Genomic DNA, 15,390 nt, shown 5'->3' with positions numbered 1-15,390 from the left:
AGCGGTCAGACCGACACCACGGCCGGCTGGCCGCCCGGTGCGCCGGTGACTGCGTACACGGCGGCGTCGGCGTAGTCGGTGACGTACAGCGTGCCGGTGCCCGGATCGACGATCAGGGATCGGTAGGGTCCGTAGAACTCGGAAGTCGAACTGTCCGGGTCGGTCACGAACGTCCCGAGGACGGCGTAGTTCGAGGCGTCGACCACCGAGACGGTCCGCCCGTCCGCGCCGGAGACGTAGAGCAGTCGGCCGTCCGCGCTGATCGCCACGTTCTGTGCTCCCTCGGGCAGCCGGACCGCCGCAAGTTGGGTCCCGTAGTTGGCACTGGACCGGTCGACGTCGATCACCGCGACGACCTCGTATCCGCCCGTCACACGCCAGAGCCGTCCGGTGCTGTCCTGAATGAACGATCCGTTGGAGTAGCCGCCGCTGGCGAGCTCCACAGTGCTGACGTGGTAGGTGGCATAGGCTCGCGTGCCGGTCGCGTTGACAGCGACGCTGCTCGTGACATCCGTGAACTCGCTGCTCGAGCGGGTGAGGTCCCACGCGGGCCCGACGCTCACGGTGCGGATCGCTGTCATGGATTGGGTGTCGATCACGGTGACGGCCGCGCCGTTCGTGCCGTACAGGCGACTGCCGTCCTTGCTGACGGCCAGGTCGGTGAAGGTGCCGAGGGGTCGCGAGATCACGACGGTGTTGGTGGCTGTGTCGATCACGGACACGGTGCCGTCCTCGCCGCTGGTGTACAGGCGAGTGCCCGCGGCGTTCACGGCCATCTCCTGCGCCAGGCTCATCCCCTGGAATTCGGGGTCGGTGGGAAGCAGGAGCGTGTCGACGACCGTGCCTGTGGTCGTGTCGATCACCGAGACGGTGCCGGTGTAGGGACTGTTGACGTACACCCGGTTGACCAGCGGGGAGGCCGCGATGTTCGACGACGCCCAGTCGACCGCGATCGACGACCCGACGACCTGGCCGCTGTTGCGATCGATCACGCTCACCGAGCCTTCGTCGCTCACGACGTACAGCCGGTCTCCGGCGAGCACCGCTTCGCTCGGACCGCTTCCCACTGCTGTTTCCCTCGAATCTACGGTGAACGTGCCTGTGGCCGCGGCCGGTGAGATCGGGACGGTGACGGCGACGTTGGTCACGTACTGGCCGTCACCGACGGTGAGGGTGACTGTGTCGGTGTGCGCTCCCGGCGTCTGCCGGGCGAGGTCTCGGGTGGCCTGAGTCGGGGTGTAGACGAACGCTCCGACACCGGCGGTGACGACGGAGCCGGATGCCGGTGAGGCATAGGTGACGGTGACCGGGTCGCCGTCCGGGTCGGGCGGGATCGTGATCGTGACCGCGCCGTCGGAGGCGCGGGGAGTGCCGACCGTGGATGCCGCGGACGGCGCGGAGTTCACCTGGGTGAGGGACAGTGCCAGCGCCCGGCCATCGGCCGCGTCGGTGACCAGCCACCGAGTGCCGTCGGCGTTCTTGACGATGCTGTGCGCGCCGGCCTCCGGAGACGTGTCGATGCCGATATCGGACACCACGGCGCCGGTCGCGGTATCGATGACCCACAACCGATCGGAGTCCGTCACCACGTACGCCGCGCTGCCGTCGGAGGAGAAGCTCACGGCGGTCGGACGGGCTCCGACGGCGACGGTCTTGGCGACGGTGTTGCTGACGGTGTCGATGACGGCGACCTTGCCGGTGCCGCCGAGGGTGACGTACGCGCGTGTCCCGGTCGGGTTGACGGCGACGGCGTTGGGTGAGGTGCCGGTGCCGATGTTGACGGTCGTCAGGACGGTGTTGTTGGTGGTGTCGATGACGGCGACCTTGCCGGTGCCGCCGAGGGTGACGTACGCGCGTGTCCCGGCCGGGTTGACGGCGACGGCGTTCGGGGCGGTGCCGGTGCCGATGGTGACGGTCTTGACGACGGTGTTGTTGGCGGTGTCGATGACGGCGACCTTGCCGGTGCCGCCGAGGGTGACGTACGCGCGCGAGCTCTTCGGGTTGACGGCGACGGCGTTCGGAGTGGTGCCGGTGCCGAAGGTGACGGTCTTGACGACGGTGTTGGTGCCGGTGTCGATCACCGACAAATTTCCACTGCCACTGTTGGTCACGTAGACCTGTGAGCCGTCCGTCTTCGCGGCGACGGCGGTCGGTGAGGTTCCGATTCCGACGGTCACCGTACGGATGACGGTGTTGTTGGAGTCCAGTACGGACACGCTCCTGGAACCCGGGTTGGCCACGTACGCGTTGGTCTTCGCGAACGCGGCTCCGGCCGGGCCGGAGCCCACCGCGGCTGGCGACTGCGTGAGCTGCATCCGGGCCGCCGATACCGGTACCTGCACGGTCACCGGTGTACTGGTCTGCCCGGAGGTGACGGTGACGATGAACGAGTCGTAGTCCGCACTCGGGTCCAGCGCCGCGGCCTGCCGCGCGGCGGAGGTCGGGGTGTAGGTGAAGGTGCCGGTCGCATCGACAGCGGCCGAGCCACGGCTCGGCTGACCGGTGATCGCGTAGCCGAGCTGGCTTCCTGCCGGGTCGATCGTTCCGCTGACCTTCCCGGTTGTGCGGTCCGGAGCCCCGACGACCGGCCCGGTTGCGGCGGTGACAGCCAGTGTCGTACCGGCGGACAGGTCGCTGCCGAAGGCCGTCGCCATCGTCCTACCGGCGGACAGGTCGCTGCCGAAGGCCGTCGCATCCGCGGCTGGGTCGCCGAACGACTCGACCGGTTGGCTCGTGGTCACCTGAGCGGCGGCCAGGCCCCGGTTCGCGTCGGTGGTGACGGCCGTTTCCTGTCGCCGGCACCATGCCGCGGCCAGCGCCACGAATGTCGGTGACTCGATCGGCGCGAGCGGGTCGTTGGACAGGTGCGGGCTCAGCCCTACGGCTCCCAGGATGCTGGACACGACGCGGGAGGCGGTTTCCGCCGCCTCCGAGGGGGTCGGGACGGCCGCGGCGATTGTCTGCACGGCCTCGCTCCCGTGTGCCTGCCGCGACAGGGCTGTCGAACTCAGGGCCGTCGGCGCGTCGAGCGTGGCGCCGGCGGCCGGGGATGCCCCCGGCAGCCCGAACAGCCCTGCCGCCCCCGGCGGCACGCGGATGCCTGCCGGTCCCGGCAGCCCCGCAAGGGCCGCCTGCGCGTTCGGCGCGGGCCCCCGCATGGCCGGGTTCGTTGCCACCGCGGCCGGGCTGGGTTCCGTGCCGGCCCGGGTGTCGGATTCCGTGCTCGCCTGGTCCGCACCCACGGCGGTCATCGACTCCGGCCCGCCGGCTCCGGCCGTGTTCGTGCCGTCCGTGTCCGCGCGCGAGTCCGAGGTCGGTGCCGGTGCCGGTGCCGACGGTGCGAGTGAGTTGAGGCCCGAGGAGTCGGCACGTTCAGCGGGTCCGGCGCTCTGCGCGTTCCCGGTGCCGGTGTTGTCGACGGCGGTGTTGTCGATGGCGGCCTGGCCCGCGATGGCCGCATCCGGTCCCGCAGATCCAGCTCCGTCGGCGACCGCGTCGGGGGCCGGTGTGCCGCCGTCCACGGTCTGGCCGGATGACCCGGCGGGCGCTGTCGAGGCGTCCGGTGCAGTCCTGCTGGTGTCGATGTTCGGGGCGGATTCGTTCGTCGTATCGTCGGTGGATTGCCCGGTTGCGGGGCCGATTCCCGACGAATGCGAACCGTCTCGTGTCGAGTTCGAGTCGCTGCTGTCCGACGTGCGGTCGTTCGAGTTGCGGTTCGACGGGCTGTCCGAGGTGCTGTTGTCCGAGGTGCTGCTGTTCGAGTGGCTGTTGTCCGACGTGCGGTCGTTCGAGTTGCGGTTCGACGTGCTGCTCTGCGAGTCGCGGTGCGACGTACGATCGGCCGACCCGCTGTGCGCCGACGTGCCGTCCGAGGAGCCGACGCTCGACGACGTGCCCGAGTCGTTGTCGGCGGGGGCGGCAGCCGCTACGCCGACCGGTGCGGCCACGGCAAGTCCGATGCCCAGCGTGACCGCCAACTCGCCGATGTACGCGAGGTGCTTTTCGTTGCTCACGATAGGTCCAATCCTCGTCGGCGCCGCAGTCCCGTTCGAGGGTCACTGTGTCGCCGTCACAAGAACAAGCGTGGTCGGCGCAGCGGCCACGAGACCATCCCGCGAATCTGGGATTGTGACCGGAAGGGACGGGCGTACGCTTCAGAGGTGACCGGAGATGCGTGGTCGCACGTCAGCGACGGCATCGAACGGCTGCGTCATCGTCGCCTGACCTGGGTGGATTTCGGTGCGGCCGCCGCTGAAACGCTCTCCGGAGGTCTCCGATTCGACGCGTTCTGCGTCCACACCGTCGACCCGGGAACGATCTTGTTCACCAGCAGCATCAACCGTGGCGTCCAGTGCTCGGGATCCTGGCTCGCGCACCACGAGTACGCCATCGACGACGTCAACCAGTGGAGATACCTGGCCCGCAGCGGAAAGATCGCCGGCTCGACGAGTATCGACACCGGCGGTGACCTGTCCCGGGCGACTCGGTACCGCACGCTCGAGGCGTACGGGTTCGGCGACGAGCTCCGCGTGGCGCTGGTCGCCGACGGAATCTACTGGGGTGCCGCAGCATTCCTGCGCCACTCGGACCGGCCCGCGTTCACCGAGGCCGACGTCGGGAAGCTGAAGGCGCTGGCGCCTTCCCTCGCCGCCGGAATGCGGCGGGCGGTTCTGGGCGAGCCTGCATCGTTCGCGACGACGGACCTCGACCATGGGCCGGGAGTCGTCGTGCTCGACGAGCACGGCCGAATGGAGTCGATCTCGCCGGCGGCCGAGCGCTGGATCGCCGAATTCGTCGAGGAGCCCACGCCCGTGCAACCGTCCGAAGCCAAGGTGGTATAGGCGATCGCCGCCCGAGCACGCGCGATCCCGGTGGGCGCCGACCCGGTCGAGCGCGCGGCCCGCGTCCGCGTCCGTACCCGCAGCGGGGTGTGGCTGCTGGTCTACGGCACCCGGCTGACCGGCAACCGTGGGTCGGCACGAACGGCGGTGATCATCCACCCCGCCACTCCGCAAGATGTCGCTCCGGTGATCGCGCTGTCCTACGGCCTGACCGATCGTGAGAGCCAGGTGGCGATGCACTGCGTTCAGGGCCGAGACACCCGAGGTATCGCCCACACGCTCGCCCTGTCGCCGTTCACCGTTCAGGATCACCTCAAGTCGATCTTCGCGAAGACCGGCGTCCACAGCCGAGGTGAACTGGTCGGCCGGATCTTCCTGGATCACTACTGCACTCGGTGGGAAGCTCCGACGCCCGAACCGCCCGGCCTGCGCGTGCTCGGCCTCAACCCGGTCCACAACCAGGTCCATCGGGCGGCCCGTGAGTGAGTTCCACGCCGATGCGGTGAAGGTTGCGCATGGGGGAGTGGGGGCGTTTCACGTCTATCGTTGGGGACGAACCGGACATTCGGCTCCGGCGCAGCGAGAGCGAACCTGAGGGAGCGGTGTGATGGCGGGCAAGGGAATCGACCGGAACAAGACACAGGCGGCACTGGAGACGGTCAAGGAAAGCCCGGCAATCGCCGCGATCGTCGCCGCGCCGGTGGTGATCGGTTTCGGTGTGCTGTGGTGGGCGATCGGATTCTGGCCCGCGCTCCTCGCGGTGATCGTGGTCGCGGCCGTGGTCGTGGGGCTTCGCAAGTTCCTCGGGTGATCGGTGGTTCCGTCAGCGGAACCAGGCGAGGTCGGGGTTGGTCCGTACGGTCCGCCCGGTGATCCGCGCGAACAGCTTCGACCGGTGGAGTCTGACTGCCAGGCGCTCCGATCGGTACATGAGCCACGCCGGAATTCGGCGGACCGGCACGTCGTAGCACCCGATGTAGTCCGTGACCTCCTTGTTGAAACTCAGCTTGAACTGTCCCACGCCGTACAGCGGGTGCTCCGTGTCGTCGATCGTCGCCGACGACGGCGAGCCGTACATGTCGTAGCGGGTGCACCCGCCCTCCCGGGCCCAGCGCATGATTTCCCACTGCACCGCGTGCCCTACACCGTGGGCGCCCAGCCCGTTACCCTCCGAGCTTCCCGGATCCTTCCGGACGGACGCGCCGGTCAGGTACAGCGCGCTTTCTCCGAGCCTCATCGCGTAGGCGCCGGCGACGATCCTTCCCTCGTGACGGGCGAAGAACAATTGCCCGTTACCCGCCGCCTGGAGCTGCTGGTAGGAGCCGGTGGTCGCAGCGAGATTCATGATCGAGAACCGCTGATCCGCGGTGGCCTGCAGGAGTTCGTATTTGAGTCGGCAGTTCTCGTCGGTGGCCTCGACCCGTTCGACGACAACGCCGTCGCGGGCCGCACGCTTGATCCACCGCCGCGCGCGCGTGCTGAACCTCCCGAGCACCTCCTCGTCGGTGCCGCTGATGTCGACCAGCACCGTGTGATCGGTGGTCCAGGAGATCGTGCGCCGGAGTCCCCGGCTCTCGAGGTGGCGCCGGACCGTGTCGTCCTCCCTGATCTGCGGGTCGACGCGAACGGTGAAGATCCCGTTCTCCGCTGCGAGTGCGACCAGGGCGTCGGTGACAAGCAGCAGGTCGTCGACGTCGCTCACGCCCGGCCCGGGAATCTGCCAGAAGGAGCCGAGGCGTGGAACCCGCACCTGGGCCGCGGTCACCGCGAGGTCGTCCACGAACAGGTAGACCGGTGTGTGGCCTTGAAGCCGCAATGACTCGGCAAACGCGTGACTGCGGAAGACGGAGCCCTCGTCGGGATTGCGGACGACGAACTCGTCCCAGAGTTCGATCTCTTCGGGAGTGGCGAATCGCGCCCGAGGGTTCCCCGATGTGGGTGTCGAGTGCTTATATAGTTCGTGCTGCGAACTTTCGTTCCTGGTCACCGTCGAACTCCCCCGGTCTCGTTCGACCCACCTGGGCAGCCTCGGTCGTGCGTCCATGGCAGATGGGCCAGAAAACGGGGACATCGTATGGCGCGGAGCGGTCCGCCGCCCGGCGAACCGGCAAATGTGTCGCAATTTCACCTTTCGGGCGCTTTGGTGCACGCGCGCCCGGTGGTACCCATGGTGAGTCGTCCGGTGTCGCAGGCCGTCGCGGATCGTCGGTGGCGTTGTCGAAAAACTCGGCCGGTCAACCGTGGATTCTCGGTGACTCTGCTTGCGTTGCCCGGGTATTGTTGCGAGAACAGGTTCTAGTTTGGAGGAGATCGACAGTGGCGTTCGTGATCACTCAGCCTTGCTGCAACGATGCCAGTTGCACCGAGGTGTGCCCGGTGGACTGCATCCATCCGACGCCGGACGAGCGGGCGTTCAAGACCACCGAAATGCTATACATCGACCCCGAGACCTGCATCGACTGCGGTCTCTGTGTGGACGCCTGCCCGGTGAACGCCATCTTCCGCGACGACGACCTGCCCCCGGGGATGGAGCGGTACGCGTCGATCAACGCCGACTACTTCGCTGCCGTTGACGTCGAGGACGCGGCCCCCGGACCGTCGCTGAAGTTCCCCAAGACCGACCAGGACCCGTTCCGGGTCGCGATCGTCGGCTCCGGTCCTTCCGGCTTCTACGCGGCGCGGGAGTTGCTGGCGCTCAAGCGGTCCGGGATCGAGGTCGACATGTTCGACCGACTGCCGACCCCGTGGGGGCTCGTGCGCGCCGGTGTCGCGCCCGACCATCCGGAGACGAAGGCCGTCACCGACCTCTTCGCCGAGGTGTCCCGCAGGCCGGGGTTCCGCATGCACCTCAACGTCGAGGTCGGCAAGCACATCACCCACGCCGAACTGCTCGAACACCACCATGCGGTGCTCTATGCGGTTGGCGCGCCCAGCGACCGGCACCTCGGCATCCCGGGGGAGGACCTGCCCGGCAGCCTCGCCGCGACCGAGTTCGTGGCCTGGTACAACGGCCATCCCGACTATGCCGGACGGGAATTCGATCTGACCGGTACGCGAGCCGTCATCGTCGGCAACGGCAACGTCGCGCTCGACGTGGCGCGGTTGCTGGTCGTCGATCCCGACACCCTCGCCAAGACCGACATGGCGCAGCACGCCGTCGAGGCACTGCGGGCGAGCTCGATCGAGGAGGTCGTGTTGCTCGGCCGCCGCGGGCCCGCGCAGGCGGCGTTCACGAACCCGGAACTGCTCGCGCTCGGGTACCTGCCGGGAGTCGACATCGTGGTCGATCCAGCGGAACTCGAACTCGACGACGTCAGCGCCGCCGAGGTCGAGGGCAACCCGGCGAAGAAGCTCAAGCTCGACATCCTGCGCGAGTACGCAGCCCGCCCCCTGGCCGGTCACCCCAAGCGAATCGTGTTGCGGTTCCTGGCTTCCCCGGTCGAGGTGCAGGGCGCCGACCACGTGACCGGGCTGCTCGTCGCCCGCAACGAAATGGTCGCGGACGAGTCCGGCACGATGCGCGCCCGCAGCACCGGCGACACCGAGCTCCTCGAGACCGGCCTGGTGCTCAGGTCCGTCGGCTACCGCGGGGTCCCCGTCCCGGACATGCCGTTCGACGAGGCGCGGGGCACCATCTCGAACGTCGGCGGCCGCGTCACCGAGGTCGGCACCGACGTGCCGGTCGCCGGTACCTACACGGCGGGCTGGATCAAGCGGGGGCCTTCGGGTGTCATCGGCACCAACCGGCAGTGCTCGCACGACACCGTCGCGCTGATCCTCGAAGACCTTGCGGCAGACCGGTTGAACCCGCCGAAGGGGGACCGCGACGCGCTGGTGGCGCTGCTCGCGGACCGGCAGCCCGACGAGGTCGACTGGGCGGGCTGGAAGCTGATCGACGCCCGCGAACGCGAGCTCGGCAAGGCTGCGGGCCGGCCCCGAGTCAAGCTGCTCGACGTCGGCGAGATGGTGTCGATCGCAAAGGGGTGACCCTCACGGGCATGTGACGGAGACGTCGAGCCGGGCCATCCGCGCGGTGGCCCGGCCGACGCCATCGACAAGGAACCACAGCGTCACCGAGTCCGCGTCCTCGCGCCGCCTGACGACCAGGTGCTCGCCGGAGGTGATCGGGGATCGGTACTCGATCACCAACCGGTGCGGCCCGGCCAGCAGATCGGGGCGCGTGATCGCGTGGTCCTCGACGGCATGCAGGTACGCGGCGTTGTTGACGTGCTCGAGGGGGTCGAGGTCCGTCGACCGCAGCGGGAACGGGGTGTCGGTGCCGTCGTCGTCCGGCATCGGCTCGTCGAGCCAGGACTTCCACTTGAGCCGGTTCTCGTCCGTGTGGCTGCCGAGCAGGGCGAGGGTGCCGTCACTGATCCGGGTCGGCATCCCCGTGTCCGGGTTGATGTTGATCCAGAATCCCTCGGTCTCGATCCGGGCACCGCCCTCGCTGCGGAACTGCACACGCATGTTCGACCAGCGCGTGGAGTAGGCCGAGCACCACCGGCGCAGGTGCATCCGGTCCGGCCACAACGCGGGGGTGAGCACGTCGATCACCGTGCGGCGCAGGATCCAGACGGGATCGGAGTCTCCGAATTCGCCGGCGTCGACATTGTCGGAGGCGATGTCCTGCAGGTACCGGGCGATCCCGTCGAAGCGGAGCCGGTTGTCCGGGGCGACGTCGCCGGTCCGAACCGGACGGGACGTGGCGAACAGCTCGCCGCGGGCGGGCGGAGGGGCGAGCGGCTGATCGAACGGCAAGGCGGGTCCTCTCCTGGGGTGGGCGCCGGGTGCGCCCCAGTATCGCCGAACCATCGCCCACCCCGTTGGAGTGGTGAGGCACTGCCTCGTGACCTTTGTGAGGCGCCGCCTCAGCGGGGGACGTGAAACGCCGTCAGGGTCGCCCCGGCGGCGTGGATCCCAGACCAGGCGTCGGTGACGGAGAGGGTCGCAAGCGCCGAGGTGGGGAACTTGTCCGAGATCCGGTCGGCGTATCGCGACCTCGGGTCGAGTGCCATCGCCGCGCCAGGAATGCCGGGGTCGTGACCGACGACAAGCAGGGTGCGGACATCGGTGTCGGCGCAGGCGATCTCGTGCAGCACCTGCGCCGGTGTCGCGCCGTAGAGCAGGTCGCTGTACCGGGTCGGTGCGTCGATACCGGTCGCGGCGAGGGTGAGACGGGTGCGGGTGGCGGTCGAGCACAGCACCGCGTCGACCGGCGGTTGGGTGCGCCGGATCCAGTCGCCGGCGAGGGCGGCCTCGCGTCGACCCCGCCGAGCGAGTGGCCGATCCTGGTCCCCGATGCCGTCGGGATACGCGGACTTGCCGTGGCGCATGAGGATCAGGGTGCGGACGGCGTCGGCCATGAACTGCAGCGTAGCCGCGCAGGGGAACGCCCGGGTGTACGGGAATATTCGGTTGCCCGACGGGCCGGCATCGTGATCGGATCGACGGGCTGGGTGATTGCCCTCACAAGTGTTCGCGTTTGGGTGGCGGTGTGCGTCATCGTTGACACTTGCCTTGTGTCACGAGGTGCGTGGATTCACCGGGTCTCGGTCGATCATCACCCACCCGTTCCGGCACGCCAGTTCTGCCAGTATCACTCGCGGGCGAAGTCCGCCGAGCCAATCGCAATTGTCAGGAGACCTCATGACGACGCCGACACCTCCGGGAGCCCCGGCGGCCTCGGACAAGATCGACGGCGCAGTTCTCAAGATCGCCAGCGTGGTGGTGCTCGGTGCCATCATGTCCATCCTCGACGTCACCGTCGTGTCGGTCGCGCTGCCGACCTTCATGCAGGAATTCGACGCCACCTACGCGACCGTCGCCTGGACGATGACCGCGTACACGCTGGCGCTGGCGACCGTCATCCCGGTCACCGGGTGGGCGGCCGACCGGTTCGGCACCAAACGGCTCTACATGACGGCGCTGGTGCTGTTCGTGGCGGGTTCGGTGCTGTGCTCCATGGCGTGGAACATCGAGTCCCTGATCGCGTTCCGCGTGGTTCAGGGTCTCGGCGGCGGCATGCTGATGCCGCTCGGCATGACGATCATGACGCGAGCCGCCGGCCCGCAGCGGGTCGGCCGGGTGATGGCCGTGCTCGGCATCCCGATGCTCCTCGGTCCCATCTGTGGACCGATCCTCGGCGGCTGGCTGATCGAGGCCGCGACCTGGCACTGGATCTTCCTGATCAACCTGCCGATCGGCATCATCGCGCTGATCGCGGCGTTCGTGCTGCTGCCCTCCGACAACCCGCAGCCGTCGGAGTCGTTCGACTTCCTCGGCATGCTGCTGCTCTCGCCCGGTCTGGCGCTGTTCCTTTTCGGTGTGTCCTCGATCCCCGAGACCGGGACCGTCGCGTCCGCTCGCGTTCTCGTCTCGGCAGTCGTCGGCCTGGTGCTGGTGATCGCGTTCGTGTTCCATTCGCTGCATCGCGCCGATCACCCGCTGATCGACCTGCACCTGTTCAAGAACCGCAACCTGACCATCGCAGTGTGCACCTCGAGCCTGTTCGCGATCGCGTTCATGGGCGCCGGCCTGCTGTTCCCGAGCTACTTCCTGCAGGTGCGCGGTGAGACCACCCTCGCGGCGGGCCTGCTGCTGGCCCCGCAGGGTATCGGAGCGATGGTCACGATGCCGATCGCGGGCAACCTGGTCGACAAGATCGGCCCCGGCAAGATCGTCATGTTCGGTGTCGCGTTGATGTCGGTCGGCATGGGTGTCTTCACCCAGCTCGGTGCCGACACCCCGTATCCGCTGCTGCTCGGGGCGCTCTTCGTGATGGGTCTCGGCATGGGCTGCACGATGATGCCGATCATGACCGCTGCGATGCAGACGCTCACCGATCAGACGGTGGCCCGCGGTTCGACCTTGATGAACATCGTCCAGCAGGTGGCCGGTTCGATCGGCACCGCGACGATGTCGGTGGTGCTGACCAACCAGATGCTCGATCGGGGTCTCGACACCAAGACCGTTGCCATGCAGCATGTGCCGGAAGTTGCCGCCGCGCAGCCTCCGGGCATGGCGGAGCAGATTCTCGGTCAGGCCGCGGACGCGTTCGGCAACACCTTCATGGTCGCGCTGGTGCTACTGCTGCTGACGCTGATTCCGGCGTTCTTCCTGCCGCGCCGCAAGCCGGCCGCGCCCGTCGAGGGCGAGTCGGCGCCGATGATGATGCACTGACGTAACCCGCGCCGCGCCCGTTCCCCGCTGTCGCATTCGGTCACCTCGAGTGGCCCGATGTGACAGCGGGGAACTGTGCGTTCGGGGGTCACTTCGCCGTCCGGCTCCGGTCGATCAACGCGGCGGATCCCTGCGCGGCGGCGCACAGCGTGGTGCCGTTCGGGCCCTCGACGTACACCTCGCATCTGCACAGCGCCTGCCTGCCGGTGCCGGTGACGACGCTCGCCTCGGCTCGCAGCAGCGTGCCGACGGCGGGACGCAGGTAGCTGATCGTGAACCCGGAGGTGACGATGCTCGGTCCGAGCACCGTGCCCGCCGCGAAGGTCAGCGCGTTGTCCGCGGCGTACGACAGCACCCCGCCGTGCACGAAACCGTGCTGCTGCAGCAGCTCGGGCCGGATCGGGATCTCGAGGGTGGCGATGCCCTCGGAGTACTCGGTGACCCGGGTACCGAGGAGGACACTGAACGGTTGCGCCGCCAGGACCGCGGCCGCGTCGGTGAGAACAGGGGGCGGGACGTCGTTGCGACTGTTCACGGCCGCGATGATGCCACCACGGCGCGGTCGAGGTTGGGCGTGGCGCCGCAATCCTGTCGGTGCCCGGCGTTAACGTCTAACGCAGCGGAACCGATGTGGGAAGCACACACGGAAGAAGGCGCACCATGGCGACCGTACCCACGCCGACCGAAGCCCGACTCGCTGCCGGCACCTCGACTGCATCCGCGACGGAGGGCAGTGACTGGGCCTTTTACGCCGTCGTCGGCACCTCGGTCCAGGGTGGTCACACCCTGGCGCGCTTCGGCCCGGAACGGACTGCTCTCGGCGCGCTGCGGTTGGCGGTGCAGTCGGTCAACCACACCGCCTACTCGATGCTCGAACAGGGCGTTCCCGGCGACCCCTGTGCCGACCCGCGCCTGCTGGAACGGCTGCCCGTCACCGACTTCAGCATCGAGCGGCGTCGTCCCGGCAGTGCCGAACCCGACATGACGTGGGGGCTGACGGGCGGTCGGCACCAGCGACGGCGTCGGGCCGCCTGAGTTCGCGGGCCGTCAGGCGCGGCGACGCCCGTAGACGAAGTATGCGATCGGGCCGAGGAAGTTGACGAACGACGCAGCCGTCCACGCCTTCTTCGACCCGCGGATCGTGTTCGGGTCGCGACGGCGGATGTCGAGCAGGGCGGCACCGGTCAGTGCGATCTGGATGGCGGCGGCGACCGCGATCGGGACGCGGAGGCGGGGATCGAGGGGCTTGCGGCTCATGGCCTCAGTATCGTCGTTCGCCGGTGCGGTCGCCGAGCGCAACACGCGACCGCTTTCCGAATCCGACCCGGGATCCCGGCCTGTCACTCGGTGCGGGTCAGGTGGTACCACCGGGGTGCGGCGCTGCGCAGTGGGCGGGGAAGCTCGGTCGGGTCCGACGCCTCGTCCTTGTCGAGTGTCCAGTGGGTGAAGGTCCGCGCCACTTCCGCGTGACTGACGCCCGCGGGGACCGGACCGCGCCGGCCCGGACTGAACGCGAACATCAGCAGGTGCGCGCCGGGGTCGGTGACGGCGGTGACCTCCCGCGCGTAGTCGAGGCGCTGCGAGTGGGTCAGCCCGTGGAAGCATCCGACGTCGAGCACGAGGTCGAATGCGCTACCGGCGAAGGGGCCCAGTCGGGTGGCATCGCCGACGAGGAACGTGACGTCCACCTTTTCGGCGGCGGCCTTGCGGCGGGCCCGTTCGACGGCCGCATATACCGCGTCCACGCCGGTCACGTGCCAGCCGCGGCCGGCGAGTTCGATCGAGTGGTCGCCGGTGCCGCATCCGACGTCGAGGGCCCGACCGGGCTTGCCCGACCGTTCCTCGTGGTCCAGGTGGTCGCCGAGTTCGCGGCGAAATCCGGCTCGCGGGTGTTCCCACGGTGTGATCCGGAGTAGGTATGCGAGCGTGTATCCCAGATGGTTCATTGTGGCTCCCGACCGCATGGGCGCCGATGTGGCCGTCGCCCGAGTGCAGTGTGCGCCGGCGGCTGCGCCGCTGTCCAGGGCGATCTCGGCGACACGGAATAAGAACGTGTTCTATATTTGCATCGTCTGCGTTCTTTACCCGAAAACACTTGGAGTTCACGACATGTACGAGTGGTCCGACACCGACCTGATGTTCCGCGACGCGCTGCGTGGCTTCATCGACAAGGAGATCAAGCCACACGTCGACAAGCTCGAGAGCGGTGAACTGCCTCCGTTCGGGATCATCCGGAAGATGTACGCCACCTTCGGCATGGACGAGATGGCGCGGGAGGCGCTCGACAAGGCCTTCGCGAAGGAGGAGGCGCGCGAGCGCGGCGAGACCGTTGCCGAGTCGGGGGAGAAGGGCGGCGGGTTCAGCGGCGCCGGCAGCATGGGCGTGATCCTCAACAGCGAACTCGCGGGTGTGAGTCTCGGCCTCGTCGCGTCGATGGGTGTGAGTCTCGGCCTCACCGTCGGCACGCTGCGCAGCCGCGGCACCCTGGCGCAGAAGAAGCGCTGGCTGCCCGAGCTCGTCACCATGGAGAAGGTGGGCGCGTGGGCGATCACCGAGCCCGACTCCGGCTCGGATGCGTTCGGCGGCATGAAATCCTACGTCCGCCGCGACGGCGAGGACTACATCCTCAACGGCCAGAAGACCTTCATCACGAACGGGCCGTACGCGGACGTGACCATCGTGTACGCGAAGCTGGACGAGGGGGACGCCTCGGTCGATCGCCGGGACCGCAAGGTCCTCGGCTTCGTGCTGGACAAGGGCATGGAGGGCTTCACTCAGAGCGCTCCGTTCAAGAAGATGGGCATGAACTCTTCGCCCACCGGCGAGCTGTTCTTCGACAACGTCCGGATCACCAAGGACAGGCTGCTCGGCGAGACCGAGAACCCTGCGAAGGGTGACGGCAAGGAGAGCGCGAAGGAGTCGTTCGCGGCCGAGCGCATCGGCATCGCGTCACTCGCACTGGGCATCATCAACGAGTGCCAGCGCCTGTGCATCGACTACGCCAAGAACCGCAAGCTGTGGGGCAGGGAGATCGCACAGTTCCAGCTCATCCAGCTCAAGCTGGCCGAGATGGAGGTTGCGCGCCTCAACGTGCAGAACATGGTGTTCAACGCGATCGAACGCACCGCGGCAGGCAACAAGGTGACGCTCGCGGAGGCGTCGGCGATGAAGCTGTATTCCTCGCGCGCGGCCACCGAGGTCGCGATGGAGGCGGTGCAGCTGTTCGGCGGCAACGGTTACATGGCCGAGTACAAGGTGGAGCAGCTCGCGCGGGACGCCAAGTCGCTGATGATCTATGCGGGCAGCAACGAGATCCAGGTGACCCACATCGCCAAGGGGCTTCTGGCCTGAGGGTGCCTCCGGCCGG

Annotated in this window: 14 protein-coding genes; 7 read left to right on the top strand and 7 right to left on the bottom strand. The window is 68.4% G+C overall.

The window, feature by feature from the left end:
* Nucleotides 1-5: 5 nt before the first annotated feature.
* Complete coding sequence (locus tag ACWEPG_RS09620) at nt 6-4,013, bottom strand: hypothetical protein (RefSeq protein ID WP_452594319.1); 4,008 nt, start codon at nt 4,011-4,013, stop codon at nt 6-8.
* A gap of 147 nt (nt 4,014-4,160) precedes the next feature.
* Between ACWEPG_RS09620 and ACWEPG_RS09615 the strand changes: the two genes are divergently transcribed.
* The 3 genes from ACWEPG_RS09615 to ACWEPG_RS09605 all read left to right on the top strand — a co-directional run bounded on the left by ACWEPG_RS09615 (nt 4,161) and on the right by ACWEPG_RS09605 (nt 5,652).
* Nucleotides 4,161-4,841, top strand: a complete 681-nt coding sequence (locus ACWEPG_RS09615) for a hypothetical protein (RefSeq protein WP_452594318.1) — start codon at nt 4,161-4,163, stop codon at nt 4,839-4,841.
* A gap of 30 nt (nt 4,842-4,871) precedes the next feature.
* The gene (locus tag ACWEPG_RS09610; RefSeq protein WP_452594317.1) at nt 4,872-5,327 is read left to right on the top strand and encodes a helix-turn-helix transcriptional regulator; all 456 of its coding nucleotides are present in this window, start codon (nt 4,872-4,874) and stop codon (nt 5,325-5,327) included.
* 121 nt (nt 5,328-5,448) lie between these two features.
* Nucleotides 5,449-5,652, top strand: coding sequence for a hypothetical protein (locus ACWEPG_RS09605; protein WP_450114446.1), 204 nt, complete (start codon nt 5,449-5,451; stop codon nt 5,650-5,652).
* 12 nt (nt 5,653-5,664) lie between these two features.
* Here the strand turns inward: ACWEPG_RS09605 and ACWEPG_RS09600 are convergent, their stop codons facing one another.
* On the bottom strand, nt 5,665-6,828 hold the full coding sequence (locus ACWEPG_RS09600) for a lipid II:glycine glycyltransferase FemX (protein WP_450114447.1): 1,164 nt from the start codon (nt 6,826-6,828) through the stop codon (nt 5,665-5,667).
* 329 nt (nt 6,829-7,157) lie between these two features.
* On the opposite strand from ACWEPG_RS09600, the gene ACWEPG_RS09595 reads away from it, so the two are divergent.
* On the top strand, nt 7,158-8,828 hold the full coding sequence (locus ACWEPG_RS09595; RefSeq protein WP_450114448.1) for a 4Fe-4S binding protein: 1,671 nt from the start codon (nt 7,158-7,160) through the stop codon (nt 8,826-8,828).
* A gap of 3 nt (nt 8,829-8,831) precedes the next feature.
* On the opposite strand, the gene ACWEPG_RS09590 is transcribed toward ACWEPG_RS09595, so the two are convergent.
* Together ACWEPG_RS09590 and ACWEPG_RS09585 are read right to left on the bottom strand one after the other, a co-directional pair.
* Complete coding sequence (locus ACWEPG_RS09590; RefSeq protein WP_452594316.1) at nt 8,832-9,602, bottom strand: acyl-[acyl-carrier-protein] thioesterase; 771 nt, start codon at nt 9,600-9,602, stop codon at nt 8,832-8,834.
* Nucleotides 9,603-9,712: 110 nt separating this feature from the next.
* Complete coding sequence (locus ACWEPG_RS09585; RefSeq protein ID WP_450135941.1) at nt 9,713-10,207, bottom strand: SixA phosphatase family protein; 495 nt, start codon at nt 10,205-10,207, stop codon at nt 9,713-9,715.
* Nucleotides 10,208-10,490: 283 nt separating this feature from the next.
* On the opposite strand from ACWEPG_RS09585, the gene ACWEPG_RS09580 reads away from it, so the two are divergent.
* Nucleotides 10,491-12,023, top strand: a complete 1,533-nt coding sequence (locus ACWEPG_RS09580) for a DHA2 family efflux MFS transporter permease subunit (RefSeq protein WP_450114451.1) — start codon at nt 10,491-10,493, stop codon at nt 12,021-12,023.
* 88 nt (nt 12,024-12,111) lie between these two features.
* On the opposite strand, the gene ACWEPG_RS09575 is transcribed toward ACWEPG_RS09580, so the two are convergent.
* The gene (locus ACWEPG_RS09575; RefSeq protein ID WP_450114452.1) at nt 12,112-12,558 is read right to left on the bottom strand and encodes a PaaI family thioesterase; all 447 of its coding nucleotides are present in this window, start codon (nt 12,556-12,558) and stop codon (nt 12,112-12,114) included.
* Nucleotides 12,559-12,683: 125 nt separating this feature from the next.
* Here ACWEPG_RS09575 and ACWEPG_RS09570 point away from each other — a divergent pair, with 125 nt between their 5' ends.
* Nucleotides 12,684-13,058 carry a hypothetical protein gene (locus ACWEPG_RS09570; RefSeq protein WP_452594315.1) on the top strand — a complete coding sequence of 125 codons (375 nt, stop codon included), beginning with the start codon at nt 12,684-12,686 and terminating at the stop codon, nt 13,056-13,058.
* A 12-nt stretch (nt 13,059-13,070) separates the two neighbouring features.
* Here ACWEPG_RS09570 and ACWEPG_RS09565 read toward each other — a convergent pair whose 3' ends face one another.
* The gene (locus ACWEPG_RS09565; RefSeq protein ID WP_452594314.1) at nt 13,071-13,280 is read right to left on the bottom strand and encodes a PLDc N-terminal domain-containing protein; all 210 of its coding nucleotides are present in this window, start codon (nt 13,278-13,280) and stop codon (nt 13,071-13,073) included.
* Between the two features lie 83 nt (nt 13,281-13,363).
* Complete coding sequence (locus ACWEPG_RS09560) at nt 13,364-13,969, bottom strand: class I SAM-dependent methyltransferase (protein WP_450114455.1); 606 nt, start codon at nt 13,967-13,969, stop codon at nt 13,364-13,366.
* Between the two features lie 163 nt (nt 13,970-14,132).
* Here ACWEPG_RS09560 and ACWEPG_RS09555 point away from each other — a divergent pair, with 163 nt between their 5' ends.
* A complete protein-coding gene (locus ACWEPG_RS09555; RefSeq protein WP_450114456.1) occupies nt 14,133-15,374 on the top strand; it encodes an acyl-CoA dehydrogenase family protein in 1,242 nt (413 codons plus the stop codon).
* Nucleotides 15,375-15,390 lie beyond the last annotated feature (16 nt).

The organism is Rhodococcus sp. NPDC004095 (genome assembly GCF_053604015.1).
This window is presented reverse-complemented; position numbering and strand designations above follow the sequence as displayed.

Coding starts and splice junctions, on each gene's coding strand:
- ACWEPG_RS09605 (WP_450114446.1), top strand. CDS start 5,449: ATGGCGGGCAAGGGAATCGACCGGAACAAGACACAGGCGGCACTGGAG.
- ACWEPG_RS09585 (WP_450135941.1), bottom strand. CDS start 10,207: ATGGCCGACGCCGTCCGCACCCTGATCCTCATGCGCCACGGCAAGTCC.
- ACWEPG_RS09580 (WP_450114451.1), top strand. CDS start 10,491: ATGACGACGCCGACACCTCCGGGAGCCCCGGCGGCCTCGGACAAGATC.
- ACWEPG_RS09570 (WP_452594315.1), top strand. CDS start 12,684: ATGGCGACCGTACCCACGCCGACCGAAGCCCGACTCGCTGCCGGCACC.
- ACWEPG_RS09565 (WP_452594314.1), bottom strand. CDS start 13,280: ATGAGCCGCAAGCCCCTCGATCCCCGCCTCCGCGTCCCGATCGCGGTC.
- ACWEPG_RS09560 (WP_450114455.1), bottom strand. CDS start 13,969: ATGAACCATCTGGGATACACGCTCGCATACCTACTCCGGATCACACCG.
- ACWEPG_RS09555 (WP_450114456.1), top strand. CDS start 14,133: ATGTACGAGTGGTCCGACACCGACCTGATGTTCCGCGACGCGCTGCGT.